This is a genomic window from Pontibacterium sp., assembly GCF_041587635.1.
GTDB lineage: Bacteria > Pseudomonadota > Gammaproteobacteria > Pseudomonadales > Balneatricaceae > Pontibacterium.
In genome coordinates this window covers 1-13593 of record NZ_JBFGYC010000005.1, presented here as the reverse complement: position 1 = coordinate 13593, position 13593 = coordinate 1, and the positions used below count along the sequence as shown (strand labels likewise).

At 51.8% G+C, this 13593-nt stretch carries 13 protein-coding genes; 9 read left to right on the top strand and 4 right to left on the bottom strand.

Annotated elements, in window-relative coordinates; genetic code table 11:
* Positions 1 to 3: 3 nt before the first annotated feature.
* From ABYW01_RS00840 to ABYW01_RS00825, 4 genes are all read right to left on the bottom strand, one after another.
* Positions 4 to 891 carry a branched-chain amino acid ABC transporter permease gene (locus ABYW01_RS00840; RefSeq protein ID WP_372830653.1) on the bottom strand — a complete coding sequence of 296 codons (888 nt, stop codon included), beginning with the start codon at positions 889 to 891 and terminating at the stop codon, positions 4 to 6.
* A gap of 100 nt (positions 892 to 991) precedes the next feature.
* Positions 992 to 2209 carry an ABC transporter substrate-binding protein gene (locus ABYW01_RS00835; protein WP_372830652.1) on the bottom strand — a complete coding sequence of 406 codons (1218 nt, stop codon included), beginning with the start codon at positions 2207 to 2209 and terminating at the stop codon, positions 992 to 994.
* A gap of 83 nt (positions 2210 to 2292) precedes the next feature.
* Positions 2293 to 3003 carry an ABC transporter ATP-binding protein gene (locus ABYW01_RS00830; protein ID WP_372830651.1) on the bottom strand — a complete coding sequence of 237 codons (711 nt, stop codon included), beginning with the start codon at positions 3001 to 3003 and terminating at the stop codon, positions 2293 to 2295.
* On the bottom strand, positions 3000 to 3824 hold the full coding sequence (locus ABYW01_RS00825; protein WP_372830650.1) for an ABC transporter ATP-binding protein: 825 nt from the start codon (positions 3822 to 3824) through the stop codon (positions 3000 to 3002). The genes ABYW01_RS00830 and ABYW01_RS00825 overlap by 4 nt, the downstream gene beginning before the upstream one ends.
* 295 nt (positions 3825 to 4119) lie before the next feature.
* On the opposite strand from ABYW01_RS00825, the gene ABYW01_RS00820 reads away from it, so the two are divergent.
* The 9 genes from ABYW01_RS00820 to ABYW01_RS00780 all read left to right on the top strand — a co-directional run.
* Positions 4120 to 4533 (top strand): MerR family DNA-binding transcriptional regulator, encoded by a 414-nt coding sequence (locus tag ABYW01_RS00820; protein WP_372830649.1) that lies wholly within the window; start codon positions 4120 to 4122, stop codon positions 4531 to 4533.
* Between the two features lie 63 nt (positions 4534 to 4596).
* A complete protein-coding gene (locus ABYW01_RS00815) occupies positions 4597 to 5763 on the top strand; it encodes an isovaleryl-CoA dehydrogenase (RefSeq protein WP_372830648.1) in 1167 nt (388 codons plus the stop codon).
* Between the two features lie 113 nt (positions 5764 to 5876).
* On the top strand, positions 5877 to 7484 hold the full coding sequence (locus ABYW01_RS00810) for a carboxyl transferase domain-containing protein (protein ID WP_193954102.1): 1608 nt from the start codon (positions 5877 to 5879) through the stop codon (positions 7482 to 7484).
* Between the two features lie 10 nt (positions 7485 to 7494).
* Complete coding sequence (locus tag ABYW01_RS00805; protein WP_372830647.1) at positions 7495 to 8289, top strand: enoyl-CoA hydratase/isomerase family protein; 795 nt, start codon at positions 7495 to 7497, stop codon at positions 8287 to 8289.
* A gap of 6 nt (positions 8290 to 8295) precedes the next feature.
* On the top strand, positions 8296 to 8424 hold the full coding sequence (locus tag ABYW01_RS00800; RefSeq protein ID WP_255512553.1) for a hypothetical protein: 129 nt from the start codon (positions 8296 to 8298) through the stop codon (positions 8422 to 8424).
* Positions 8417 to 10411, top strand: a complete 1995-nt coding sequence (locus ABYW01_RS00795) for an acetyl-CoA carboxylase biotin carboxylase subunit (protein WP_372830646.1) — start codon at positions 8417 to 8419, stop codon at positions 10409 to 10411. Before ABYW01_RS00800 ends, ABYW01_RS00795 begins: the two co-directional genes overlap by 8 nt.
* A complete protein-coding gene (locus ABYW01_RS00790) occupies positions 10411 to 11331 on the top strand; it encodes a hydroxymethylglutaryl-CoA lyase (protein WP_372830645.1) in 921 nt (306 codons plus the stop codon). Before ABYW01_RS00795 ends, ABYW01_RS00790 begins: the two co-directional genes overlap by 1 nt.
* 78 nt (positions 11332 to 11409) lie before the next feature.
* On the top strand, positions 11410 to 11991 hold the full coding sequence (locus ABYW01_RS00785; RefSeq protein WP_372830644.1) for a peroxidase-related enzyme: 582 nt from the start codon (positions 11410 to 11412) through the stop codon (positions 11989 to 11991).
* A 92-nt stretch (positions 11992 to 12083) separates the two neighbouring features.
* On the top strand, positions 12084 to 13593 hold a 1510-nt coding region (locus tag ABYW01_RS00780; RefSeq protein ID WP_372830643.1), incomplete at its 3' end, for an AMP-binding protein.

Genomic DNA, 13593 nt, shown 5'->3' with positions numbered 1-13593 from the left:
CTCCTAAGCCTCTTTACCGAACAGACCGGCAGGCTTAATCAGCAGCACGATCACCATGAACAAGAAAATGACAGTGGCTGAAGCTTCCGGATAAAAGAACTTCGTCAACCCTTCTACCACACCCATCATCAAGCCGGTCAGAATGGCACCACCGATAGACCCCATACCGCCAATAACAACGATGGCGAATACCACGATCAATATACTCGAGCCCATATCAGGGCTTACAGAGTAAACCGGAGCTGCCAGAACACCCGCAAAACCGGCCAGCGCGACACCAAAACCAAAGGTCAGAGTTGTAATCAGCGGGACGTTGATACCAAAACCCTGCATCAACTGCGGATTTTCAGTACCAGCGCGCAGATACGCGCCCAGCTTAGTCTTCTCGATAACCCACCAGGTACCCACACAGACAATCAGTGAGATGACTATGATCCAGGCACGGTAATTAGGTAGATACATAAACGGTAACTTAGTACCGCCTTTAAGCTCTTCAGGAATCTGGTAAGGAAGACCTGAAGACCCAAAGATATGGGTGAATACACCCTGCAAAACCAGTGCAATACCAAATGTCAGCAACAGACTGTAGAGATGATCTTCGCCAGCAATCGGACGCACCAAAAAGCGTTCAATAAGAATCGCGATACCACCTATTGCAATCGGCACAATTATTAGCGCAGCCCAATAGTTGATACCCATGTAGTTCAGAGCCATCCAAGCAAAGAAAGCGCCGAGCATATACATCGCGCCCTGCGCGAAGTTGATAATTTTTAACAGACCAAAAATAATCGCCAGACCGAGACTAAGCAATGCATAGAATGAGCCATTGATCAGGCCAACTAGCAGCTGTCCTGTTAGAGCAAACAGATTAATTCCGAGAAAGGTCGCCATAGTCGCACCCTAGTGATTCGTATCGTTCTTGTAGTAATAGAGACCACCCCGGATGGGGTGGCCGGCACATCAGACGTTCATGTTGCTTAAGCGGGGATTACTATTTCGCCATAGCGAATTCACAGCCACCCTTGCTCAGCGGTAGGAAAGCATCGTCGCCTTTGATAACTTTTTCGATAGCAAAGATATCATTGTCGTTTGCACGCTCGTCCGCGCTCTTAATGCGGACCTGCAGCATGTCGTGAACCATGCGGCCATCTTTACGCAGGTAGCCATTACGCGAGAAGAAATCTTCTACTGGGGTTTCTTTCATCTTAGCCATGACCGCCTTACCTTCATCGGTACCTGCAGCTTTAACCGCATTCAGGTAGTGCATGGTAGAGGAGTAAGCGCCAGCTTGAGCCATGGAAGGAATCTTGCCGTCCATACGCTCCATGTAACGCTTAGACCAAGCGCGGGTTTTATCATCCATATCCCAGTAGAAGCCAGTGGTGAGCTTCATACCACCAGCAATAGCTGGATCAAGCGCCTGAGCATTCTGTGTGAACACCAGCAGACCTGCTACATCCATCATTTCGGTAACACCGAACTCAGCAGCAGTTTTCAACGAGTTAACCATGTCAGCGCCAGCATTGGCCAAGGCGATAACGTCGGCACCAGAGGACTGAGCCTGAAGGATATAAGAAGAGAAGTCAGTCGTGCCTAGAGGAGCACGAACGCCACCAACAACGGTGCCGCCATTTTCCTTGATCACGCCAGTAGCCACTTTCTCAAGCGCATGCCCAAAGCCGTAGTCAGCAGTGATGAAGAACCATTTCTCTTTGCCACTCGCAACCATTGGTTTAACAGTACCGTTGGCTAAAGATACAACGTCGTAAGTCCAGTGGGCGTTGAATGGAGAACAAGCCTTGGTGGTAAATGCATGGCTAGCAGACGCCGCGATCAGAGTGATCTTTTCAGCAGCGGTCATAACCTTAGTTACCGCACCGGTAACTGAGCTGGCAACAGCACCGTTGATAACGTCAACCTGTTGGTCATCGATCCACTTACGAGCGATAGTGGACCCGACATCAGCTTTGTTCTGATCGTCTGCGGAAACCACTTCAATAGGTTTACCTAATACTGTGCCACCAAAGTCTTCAACAGCCATTTTCACTGCCGCGACGCTACCCGGGCCCGCAATATCAGCGTAAACACCGCCCATATCGCCCAGCACGCCGATTTTAACTACATTATCGGATACACCAGCGGCCTGTACACCAGTTGCCGCTGCCAGAGTCATTGCTGCAGCCAGTACGGTTTTTTTCATTAATTTCATGGAACACTCCTGCTTGAGAAATTTTTATTGTTATCAAACTTCAAGGGAATCAGATGTCAACTCAGGTGTTTAGCACCCAAGCCTTACACACCTAAATAGGTATTCAACAGTTCCGTTTTAGCTTCCAGCTCATCTTTAAGAACTTCCTCCACGATATGACCATGTTCCATAACGTAGTGACGATCAGCAATTGGAGCCGCAAAACGGAAATTTTGCTCGACCAGCAAAATGGTCAGGCCACGCTCTTTCAGCATGACCAGAACTTCAGCCAGTTTTTGTACAATTACCGGTGCCAGACCTTCTGTGATCTCATCAAGCAGTAGTACATTGGCTCCGGTTCGCAGAATACGGGCCATCGCCAGCATCTGCTGTTCCCCACCTGAAAGACGGGTGCCCTGACTATAACGACGCTCAGCCAGATTCGGGAAGATTTCATAGATCTCTTCAACGCTCATACCATCGGAACGAACGCTAGGTGGCAACATCAGGTTCTCTTCAACATTTAAGCTGGAAAAGATACCTCGCTCTTCCGGGCAGTAACCTACACCCAGATGTGCGATTTTATGCGCCGGCATATCAATGGTCTCATTACCATTGACGTTAATCTGGCCGGTACGACGACCCACCATATTCATAATCGACTTCAAGGTTGTAGAACGGCCTGAGCCATTACGACCCAACAGGGTAACCAGCTCACCCTGCATGATGCTCATATCGATGCCGTGAAGAATATGCGACTCACCATAATAGGCATGCAAATCTACAATGCGGATCTTTTCACCGGTACTGCTCATCCCACTGCCTCCTTCTCTACAGCACTGGCCGCAGCACTTTCAGCCGCGATAGAATTAGCGACCTCATCATCAGCCTCAACACCCATATAGGCTTCGCGCACCTGCGGATCCTGAGATACCGTTGCATAATCACCTTCGGTAAGAATCGCACCACGCTGCAGTACGGTAATCTTGTCAGCCAGTTTGGCTACCACATGCAGGTTATGCTCAACCATCAGAATGGTTCGATTCTTGGAAACCTTCTTAATCAGCGCGGCCACTACATCCACGTCTTCGTGACCCATACCCTGAGTGGGCTCATCCAGCAGCAGCATTTCAGGATCCAGAGCCAGAGTAGTCGCAATTTCCAGCGCCCGCTTACGACCATATGGCAGATCAACTGTGATGGCATTGGCATAATCTTTCAGACCAACTTCATCAAGCAGTTCAATTGCACGATCATTCAGCTTATCCAGCACCTTCTCAGATTTCCAGAAATGGAAGCTGTTACCTTCTTTACGCTGTAGTGCGATCCGCACATTTTCCAGCACGCTAAGGTGCGGAAATACAGCAGAGATCTGAAATGAGCGCACGATACCCTTACGGGCGATCGCTGCCGATTTCATAGACGTAATATCTTCACCGTTAAACAGAATTTTGCCGGTGGTAGGCGTTAAAAATTTTGTCAGCAGATTAAAAACGGTGGTCTTACCAGCACCATTCGGGCCGATAAGTGCGTGAATAGAGCCACGCTCAACGTTTAAATTTACATTATCTACTGCCGTGAAACCTTTGAATTCTTTAACCAAATCAGAGGTTTGCAGCACGTAATCGACACTCATGCGGAACCCAAGCCTCGCCGTTTTTATTGTTATGGTTACCAGTTCAATTTCACTGGAAGATGCTTACTTTTGCGTAAGCCGTGCCCCAAAATTAGCAATTTCCCCTACAGGAAGCCAAGTACTACTTTAGTCTAATCACGGGTGTTTTACCCCCTAAAAACGACTAAAAACCCTTACAAATCAATTTCATAACTCGAATATACCCAATTGTGCTAAAATATCTGAATTCCCTTATTCAGCTTTACGTTTACGTAAACTTCCTTTACGCTAACCTAAAACGTGGTAGTACGAAGTAATGACCTTTAAAAAGACCTATTCGATCAGTGAACTCTCGCAAGAGTTTGACGTAACAACGCGCAGCATTCGCTTCTATGAAGACCAGAGCTTGCTGACACCTGGCCGTCGGGGACAAACCCGTATCTATACCAGCCAGGATCGTGTGCGCTTGAAGTTGATCCTGCGGGGTAAGCGCTTAGGTTTCTCACTGGCTGAGATTAGAGAGTTGTTCTCCCTTTGGGACGAGACCACGAGTGGCAGCGAGAAACAACTGAGCCTGCTGCTGATAAAGATTTCTGAAAAACGTGCCGAACTGGAGCAGCAAATTAAAGACATCGCGATGGTCCAGCTAGAACTGGACAGCGCAGAGTCTCGCTGCAGAGACGCATTAAACGAACTGACAACTAAACAAAAACAACAACAGACCGAATAAAACTGACTTCCAAGAGCCTAGTGCAATAAGGAAGCGGTTAATCGGCGAGCAATGGGTGAAATTATGATCTCACAATACTCTGGACTTAACTTTGGACTGGGCGAAACCATTGATATGCTGCGCGAGCAGATCAACAGCTTCGCAGCAAAGGAAATCGCACCACGTGCTGAAGAGATAGATCAGAAGAACGAATTCCCAAATGATCTGTGGCGCAAGTTTGGTGACATGGGCCTGCTCGGCATCACAGTAAAAGAAGAATACGGCGGTGTAGAGATGGGCTACCTGGCTCATGTCATTGCGATGGAAGAGATCAGTCGCGCATCTGCTTCTGTGGGTCTGTCCTACGGCGCACACTCCAACTTATGTGTTAACCAGATTCACCGTAACGGTAACGAAGAGCAGAAACAGAAGTACCTGCCTAAGCTGTTAAGCGGCGAACATATCGGTGCACTGGCGATGTCCGAGCCGAATGCCGGTTCCGATGTTGTTTCCATGAAACTGCATGCACGCGATAACGGCGACCACTACCTGCTGAACGGCAACAAGATGTGGATCACCAACGGTCCTGATGCCAACACCTACGTTATCTACGCAAAAACTGACGTTAAAGCAGGCCCTAAAGGCATCACTGCATTCATCGTAGAACGTGATTACCCTGGATTCTCCCGTCACCAGAAACTGGACAAGCTGGGTATGCGCGGCTCCAACACCTGTGAGCTGGTGTTTGAAGATTGCCCGGTACCTAAAGAGAACATCCTGGGTGAACTGAACGGTGGTGTTAAGGTTCTGATGTCCGGCCTGGACTACGAGCGTTTGGTGCTATCCGGTGGTCCTCTGGGTATCATGGAAGCGGCGATGGATATCGTCATTCCATACATCCGTGACCGTAAGCAGTTTGGCCAGTCTATCGGTGAATTCGAACTGGTACAGGGTAAAGTCGCTGACATGTACTCCATCATGAATGCGTCTAAGTCTTACGTTTACATGGCGGCACAAGCAGCGGTACGCGGTGAAGCATCCCGTAAAGATGCGGCTGGCTGCATCCTCTACACTGCCGAAATGGCCACTAAGATCGCTCTGGATGCTATCCAGCTGCTGGGTGGTAACGGTTACATCAACGAATTCCCTACAGGTCGCCTGCTGCGTGACGCGAAGCTGTACGAAATCGGTGCCGGCACGTCCGAAATCCGTCGTATGCTGATCGGCCGCGAGCTGTTCCTGAACAAGTAAGGCGCAACGCCCTACCCGGACCGCCTGCTGCTTCCTTATGACTACCTATATAAAAGGAAGCAGTACGCCGTCCAGACCACTATCTATTCAGGAACCCGTTTGAGGAGTCCGGTATGACCGTACTGCAAAGCAAAATCAATCCACGCGCAGAAGATTTTCTCAGCAACCATGAATCCATGGCAGAAGCTGTAAACGACCTGCGTGATAAAGTTGGCACCATCGAACAAGGCGGCGGCCCTAAGTACCAGGAACGCCACCTCTCCCGCGGTAAATTACTGCCACGCGAACGCATTAATGCTCTGGTTGACGAAGGTTCTCCATTCCTGGAGTTGTCCCAGATGGCGGCGTTCCAAGTGTATGATGATGTGATCCCGGCAGCGGGCATCATTGCAGGTATTGGCCGTGTTAGCGGCCAGGAATGCATGATCATCGCCAATGACGCTACCGTTAAAGGCGGCACGTACTTTCCGCTAACCGTTAAAAAGCACCTGCGTGCTCAGGAGATCGCGGAGCAAAACCACCTGCCCTGCATCTATCTGGTCGATTCAGGCGGCGCGAACCTGCCACAACAGGATGACGTGTTCCCGGATCGCGATCACTTCGGTCGTATCTTCTACAACCAAGCGCGCATGTCTTCTAAAGGCATCCCGCAGATCGCTGTCGTAATGGGCCTGTGTACTGCCGGTGGTGCCTATGTTCCTGCCATGGCGGATGAGTCTGTCATCGTGCGTAATCAGGGTACTATCTTCCTGGCGGGGCCTCCGCTGGTTAAAGCCGCAACTGGTGAAGTGGTCTCTGCAGAAGATCTGGGTGGTGCTGATGTTCACTGTAAAGTGTCCGGTGTTGCCGATCACTACGCAGAAAACGATGCACACGCACTGCAGATCGCCCGTACAACCGTATCCAATCTGAACCGCAAGAAGAACTTGGATCTGGATATCCGCGAGCCAAAAGCACCGCTATACAGTGCTGATGAGATCTACGGCATCGTTGGCACCGATCTGAAGAAACCGTTCGACGTTCGCGAGATTATCGCGCGCATCGTAGACGGTTCTGAATTCGACGAATTCAAGAAAATGTACGGCACTACATTGGTGACTGGTTTCGCTCATATCCACGGCTATCCTGTGGGCATCGTGGCGAACAACGGCATCCTGTTCAGTGATTCCGCACAGAAAGGCGCCCACTTCATCGAACTGTGCTGCCAGCGCAAAATCCCTCTGCTGTTCCTGCAGAACATCACCGGCTTCATGGTCGGTCAGAAATCTGAATCTGAAGGTATCGCTAAACACGGTGCCAAGCTGGTAACCGCGGTTGCATGTGCCAACGTGCCTAAGCTGACTGTACTGATCGGTGGCTCTTTCGGCGCAGGTAACTACGGTATGTGTGGCCGAGCTTACAGCCCGAACTTCCTGTGGATGTGGCCAAACGCACGTATCTCCGTGATGGGTGGCGAACAGGCAGCAGGCGTATTGGCTACCGTACGTCGCGACAACATGGATCGTCAGGGTCAGGAATGGTCTGCGGAAGACGAAGCTGAGTTCAAGAAACCGATCATCGATACCTACGAACATCAGGGTCACCCATATTACGCTAGCGCGCGCTTGTGGGATGACGGTGTTATCGATCCGGCTCAGACTCGTGATGTTATTGGCATGGGCTTGTCTGCCGCTCTGAATAAACCGATCGCTGACACCAAGTTTGGTGTCTTCCGTATGTAAGGAGGCTGTTATGTCTAATAGCTTTGTATTACTGGAAAAAGGCAGCGACGGTGTTGCCCAGCTGATCATCAACCGTCCGGAAGTGCATAACGCTTTCGACGATGATGTGATCGAGCAGCTGATTACCCAGCTGGAAGCCTGCGACGAAGATCCTGAGATCCGCGTACTGGTATTGCGCTCTAACGGTAAGAACTTCTCCGCCGGTGCTGATCTGGCATGGATGAAGCGTATGGCGCAGAACTCCCATGAGGAAAACGTGCAGGACGCGGGTCGTCTGGCACGCCTGATGGAAGTACTGAACGAACTGTCCAAGCCAACAATTGGTCTGGTACAGGGTGCTGCTTACGGCGGCGCAGTCGGTCTGGCTGCGTGCTGCGATATTGTTATCGCCGCCGAATCCAGCCAGTTCTGTCTGAGTGAAGTCAAAATCGGCCTGATCCCTGCGGTCATTAGCCCGTACGTGGTACGTGCCATTGGCGAACGTCAGTCCCGTCGTTACTTCGTGACAGCAGAAGTCTTTACTGCCCGTCAGGCGCAGGAATATGGTCTGGTCCACGAAGTCGTGGCCGACCCTGCACTGATGGACGATGCCTGTGCCCGCTTAGTGAAACAGCTGCGTCGTAACAGCCCGCAGGCGATGCATGCGGCCAAAGAGCTGATCTTTGCCGTTAGCAGCAAAGTCATCAATCAGGAAGTGATCGATGACACCGCACGCCGCATCGCCGACATTCGTGTCAGCGAAGAGGGTCAGGAAGGTCTGGGATCTTTCCTGCAGAAGCGCAAGCCAAACTGGATTCAGGAGTAAGCGACCATGTTCAATAAGATTTTGATTGCAAACCGTGGTGACCAGCAGGCTTGCCTGCTCGCGGCGAAGCCAAATCGCTTGCCCGCGCACGCAGTGCGTGCAGGAAATTTCGACACGGAGAACCGCTATGTTTAATAAAATTTTGATCGCTAACCGTGGCGAAATTGCTTGCCGCGTGATCCAGACGGCTCACCGTCTGGGTGTTAAGTGTGTCGCTGTCTACTCCGAAGCTGACGCAAATGCCCGCCACGTGGCGATGGCTGACGAAGCTTTCCTGCTGGGCCCTGCGCCAAGCACCGAGAGCTACCTGCGTGCCGATAAGATCATCGAGATCTGCAAGCAGTCTGGCGCACAGGCCGTTCACCCGGGTTACGGTTTCCTGTCTGAGAACACCGAGTTCGCAGAAGCACTGGAAGCCAACGGCATCACCTTTATTGGCCCGCCTTCCTCTGCCATTGCAGCGATGGGTTCTAAGTCCGCGGCGAAAGAGATCATGTCTCACGCCAGCGTTCCACTGGTACCGGGTTATCACGGTGACGATCAGGACCCTGCCCTGCTGAAGCAGGAGTCTGAGAAGTGCGGTTTCCCACAGCTCCTGAAAGCGGTTGCCGGTGGTGGCGGTAAAGGTATGCGTGTTGTTGAATCCTTAGAGGAATTTGACGAAGCACTGGTATCTGCCTGCCGCGAAGCCAAAAAAGCATTTGGCAACCCGGATATGCTGATCGAGCGCTACCTGACTCAGCCACGTCACGTTGAGATTCAGGTGTTCTGTGATAAGCACGGCAACGGCATCTATCTCGCAGAGCGTGACTGTTCCGTACAGCGTCGTCACCAGAAGGTTATTGAAGAAGCCCCTGCGCCGGGTCTGTCCGATGAAGTGCGCGTAGCGATGGGTGAAGCAGCGGTACGTGCTGCACAGGCTATCGATTACGTGGGTGCGGGTACGGTTGAGTTCCTGTATGACGTCGATGGTTCATTCTACTTCATGGAGATGAACACCCGTCTGCAGGTTGAGCACCCGGTCACTGAGTTGATCACCGGACAGGATCTGGTGGAATGGCAGTTACGTATTGCCGACGGTTCCGAACTGCCGATCACTCAGGATCAGGTCAAAGTACGTGGTCATGCACTGGAAGCCCGTATTTATGCGGAAGATCCGGACAACGACTTCTTGCCTGCCACCGGTAGCCTGAAATACCTGCGCACCCCGGCTGAAAATGCCCACGTGCGTGTTGATACCGGCGTTATCGAAGGTGATGAGGTCAGCGTTTTCTACGATCCGATGATCGCTAAACTGATCGTTTGGGATGAAAACCGTGAAGCGGCAATCAACCGCATGGTTCAGGCACTTGAGGAATACCGTATTGCGGGCCTCAAGACCAACACCCGCTTCCTGCGCAATCTGGCCGATGCAGGCCCGTTCCGCGAACAGGATCTGGATACCGGTTTCATTGATAAGCACCGCGAACTCCTTTTCCCGGCCAGCCGTCTGGATCAGCAGTTCTGCCTGGCGATCGCTGCCGCTTATTTCCTTGAAACAGCAAAAGCCGGTAATACGATCAAGGGCGATACGTTCTCCCCATTCTCGTCACAGAACGGCTGGCGTCTGAACTCTGAATACGCCCGCCCGATGAAGCTGATGCTGGGTGAAGACCTGCACGAACTGAGCATTCTGGAACAGCAGCCTGAATACGAAGTTACGGTTGATGAAGCCAGCTACCGTGTGTCTGCGACTCTGAACGATGATGCACTGAATGTGATCATCAACGGTCATCGTCTCACCGTGCACTGCTTCCAGGATGGCGACAACCTGACCATCTTCCACGAAGGTGAGCAGTTCCAGTGCCGTCAGCATCGCGATACGTTCAGCGAAACTGAGCAGGCAGGTGACGCCTCTTTGGCTGCACCGATGAACGGTGCTGTGGTTGCCGTACTGGTCGAAAAAGGCCAGGAAGTAACCGCCGGTCAGACACTTGTGATCATGGAAGCGATGAAGATGGAACACAGCATCTCTGCACCAACCGATGGTGTTGTGGCTGACATTTTCTTCGCAGAAGGAGATCTGGTGAATGAAGGCTCTGAACTGATCGCACTGGATGCAGCGGATGAGGAGGCGGCGTAATGGCATTGCCATCCTCTCTGCCTTCTTCAGTCCGCATTGTGGAGGTCGGCCCTCGGGACGGCCTCCAGAACGAACCGGGCGACATCATCGCGACAGCTGTAAAAGTAGAGCTGATCAATCGGCTTGCCGATGCCGGTCTCAGTTACGTTGAAGCAGCCAGTTTCGTCTCACCCAAGTGGGTTCCCCAGATGGGTGATGCGGCCGCTGTTCTGGCGGGCATCAATCGCAAACCGGGCGTGACTTATGCTGCCCTGACCCCCAACCTGCGTGGCCTGGAAGGTGCGATTGAAGCGAAAGCGGATGAGGTTGCCGTATTCAGTGCATCCTCTGAAGCCTTCACCCAGAAGAACATCAACTGCTCCATTAAGGAGAGTCTGGAACGTTTTCTACCGGTGATCGAAACCGCCAAAGAACACGGTATCCGTGTGCGTGGTTACGTTTCCACCGTTCTGGGCTGTCCATACGATGGTGAGATTGCGCCAGCACAAGTCGCAGCGGTCTGCCGCGACATGCTGGACATGGGTTGCTACGAGATCTCTTTGGGCGACACCGTCGGTGTGGGTACCCCGCTAAAAGCGAAGAAAATGCTGGAAGCGGTCGCCAAAGAGGTGCCGGTTGAAAAACTGGCAGCGCATTTCCACGACACTTACGGTCAAGCACTGGCGAATATCTACGCCGTGGTTGAAGAAGGTGTCGCGGTTATCGACACCTCAGTCGCGGGCCTTGGCGGTTGCCCATATGCACAAGGTGCATCGGGTAACGTGGCCACTGAAGATGTGCTGTATATGCTCAACGGTCTGGGTATCGAAACCGGTATCGATCTGAACAAGCTGGTTCAAACCAGCCACTGGATCACCGGCCGGCTTGGACGCAGCAACGGTTCGAAAGTCGCACTTGCTATAGGCTGTGAAGACAAGTAAAACCGATATAAAACAGCGCCTTCCACAACGGTAGGCGCTGCCTCGAAACAAAAAAAAATAAAACCGAGGTAACAACAGATGAAGTCACAACCAGACTACATCACCGCACTGGATCTGCCGCTACCCGCACACGACCAGTTGCCAGAGGATTACCAGAAATACTTCTCTGTCTGCGAAGAGAAACTGGGCATGGTGCCCAACGTACTCAAAGCATACAGCCAGAATACGACCCAACTGGACGTATTCTCCCGCTTCTATAACGAACTGATGTTCGGTGACAGCGGACTATCCGATCTGGAAAAAGAGATGATCGCCGTTGCCGTATCATCCTCTAACGCCTGCTACTACTGTCAGGTTGCCCATGGTGCCGCCGTCCGAGAATACTCCGGCGACCCGAAACTGGGTGAACTGATGGTGATGAATTATCGCGTTGCAGAGCTTTCCGAACGCCACCGGGCGATGCTTGATTTCTCCGTTAAGCTGACCGAATCCCCGAATGAAATGAGTGAAGACGACCGTCAGGCCCTGCGTGACGTTGGCTTCACCAATCGGGATATCTGGGATATCGCCAATATTGCTGGGTTTTATAACATGACCAATCGGGTCGCCAGCGCGGTGGATATGCAGCCGAACCCTGAATATCACAGCCTCAACCGATGATATTCAACGGTCTGAGCTGTATGGGGCAGCACAGACCACACCAAACCCTTTTGAAATTTTAAAAAAATAACGAGCAAATGGGGTCAACAACGATGAGCAACATCCCTAGCTACACCAGCGGTCCTAGCACTAAGCCACTGATCGGTATGACCATCGGTGATAAGTTTGATGAAATCGCAACCACCTACCCCGATAACGACGCACTGATTGTTCGCCATCAGGGTATTCGCCTGACGTACGCCGAGCTGAAGCAGCGTGTAGATGAAGCTGCACGCGCATTCCTGGCGATTGGCGTAAAACGCGGCGACCGTGTTGGTATGTGGTCACCTAACTGCGCACAGTGGACCATCACCCAATTCGCCACAGCTAAAGTGGGCGCTATTCTGGTGAACGTTAACCCAGCTTACCGTCTGCACGAGCTGGAATACGCGATGAACCAGTCTGAAGCGAAATTCCTGGTCACCGCCGACAGCTTTAAATCGTCCAATTACAGCCAGATGCTGTATGACCTGGCACCTGAGCTGAAAACCTGTGCTGAAGGTGAACTGCAGTCTGAAAAAATGCCCAACCTGAAAGGCATCATCAACCTGTCTGCTGAAAAGCTGGACGGCATGTGGCGCTGGGATGACTTCGTTGAGATGGCCGAAAAAATCGATGCCTCTCAGCTGCAGAAAATTCAGGCCGAATTGCAGTTTGATGATCCAATCAACATTCAGTACACCTCAGGTACCACCGGCTTCCCGAAAGGCGCGGCCCTGTCTCACCACAACATCCTGAACAACGGTTTCTTCGTTGCTGAAAGCATGAACTTTACCGATCAGGATCGCCTGGTCATCCCTGTACCGCTGTACCACTGCTTCGGGATGGTGATGGGTAACCTGGGTTGTATGACGCACGGCGCGACGATGATCTATCCGGATGATGGTTTCGAACCAAAATCCGTACTGGAAGCCGTTGCAGAAGAACGCGCAACCGCACTGTACGGCGTGCCGACGATGTTCATCGCTGAGATGGAACATCCTGATTTCGCTCAGTACGACGTATCCAGCCTGCGTACCGGTATCATGGCCGGCTCCATCTGCCCTGCGGAAGTCATGAAAGCCGTGAACTCCAAGCTGCACATGGAAGAAGTTCAGATCGCTTACGGCATGACTGAAACCAGCCCTGTATCCACTCAGACTGCGGCAGATGATCCATTCGAAAAACGTGTAACCACCGTTGGCCGTACCCAGCCGCACCTGGAAACCAAACTGGTTGATCCAGCCACTGGCAACATTGTACCGCGCGGCGAAGTGGGCGAGCTGTGTACCCGTGGCTACAGCGTTATGCTGAAGTACTGGAACAACCCTGAAGCAACCGCTGGTTCAATTGATCCTGCGGGCTGGATGCACACTGAAGATCTGGCGACGATGGATGAAGAAGGTTACATCCAGATCGTAGGCCGTATCAAAGATATGGTCATCCGTGGTGGCGAAAACGTTTACCCGAAAGAGATCGAAGAGTTCCTGTACACCCACCCGTCCATCTCTGATGTGCAGGTAACCGGTGTACCCGATAAGAAATACGGTGAAGAACTGATCGCTTGGGTGAAACTGTCTCCAG

What these genes read in the sequence shown, in the direction of transcription:
- ABYW01_RS00840 (WP_372830653.1), bottom strand. Translation starts at nt 891, where the DNA reads ATGGCGACCTTTCTCGGAATTAATCTGTTTGCTCTAACAGGACAGCTG.
- ABYW01_RS00835 (WP_372830652.1), bottom strand. Translation starts at nt 2,209, where the DNA reads ATGAAATTAATGAAAAAAACCGTACTGGCTGCAGCAATGACTCTGGCA.
- ABYW01_RS00830 (WP_372830651.1), bottom strand. Translation starts at nt 3,003, where the DNA reads ATGAGCAGTACCGGTGAAAAGATCCGCATTGTAGATTTGCATGCCTAT.
- ABYW01_RS00825 (WP_372830650.1), bottom strand. Translation starts at nt 3,824, where the DNA reads ATGAGTGTCGATTACGTGCTGCAAACCTCTGATTTGGTTAAAGAATTC.
- ABYW01_RS00820 (WP_372830649.1), top strand. Translation starts at nt 4,120, where the DNA reads ATGACCTTTAAAAAGACCTATTCGATCAGTGAACTCTCGCAAGAGTTT.
- ABYW01_RS00815 (WP_372830648.1), top strand. Translation starts at nt 4,597, where the DNA reads ATGATCTCACAATACTCTGGACTTAACTTTGGACTGGGCGAAACCATT.
- ABYW01_RS00810 (WP_193954102.1), top strand. Translation starts at nt 5,877, where the DNA reads ATGACCGTACTGCAAAGCAAAATCAATCCACGCGCAGAAGATTTTCTC.
- ABYW01_RS00805 (WP_372830647.1), top strand. Translation starts at nt 7,495, where the DNA reads ATGTCTAATAGCTTTGTATTACTGGAAAAAGGCAGCGACGGTGTTGCC.
- ABYW01_RS00800 (WP_255512553.1), top strand. Translation starts at nt 8,296, where the DNA reads ATGTTCAATAAGATTTTGATTGCAAACCGTGGTGACCAGCAGGCTTGC.
- ABYW01_RS00795 (WP_372830646.1), top strand. Translation starts at nt 8,417, where the DNA reads ATGTTTAATAAAATTTTGATCGCTAACCGTGGCGAAATTGCTTGCCGC.
- ABYW01_RS00790 (WP_372830645.1), top strand. Translation starts at nt 10,411, where the DNA reads ATGGCATTGCCATCCTCTCTGCCTTCTTCAGTCCGCATTGTGGAGGTC.
- ABYW01_RS00785 (WP_372830644.1), top strand. Translation starts at nt 11,410, where the DNA reads ATGAAGTCACAACCAGACTACATCACCGCACTGGATCTGCCGCTACCC.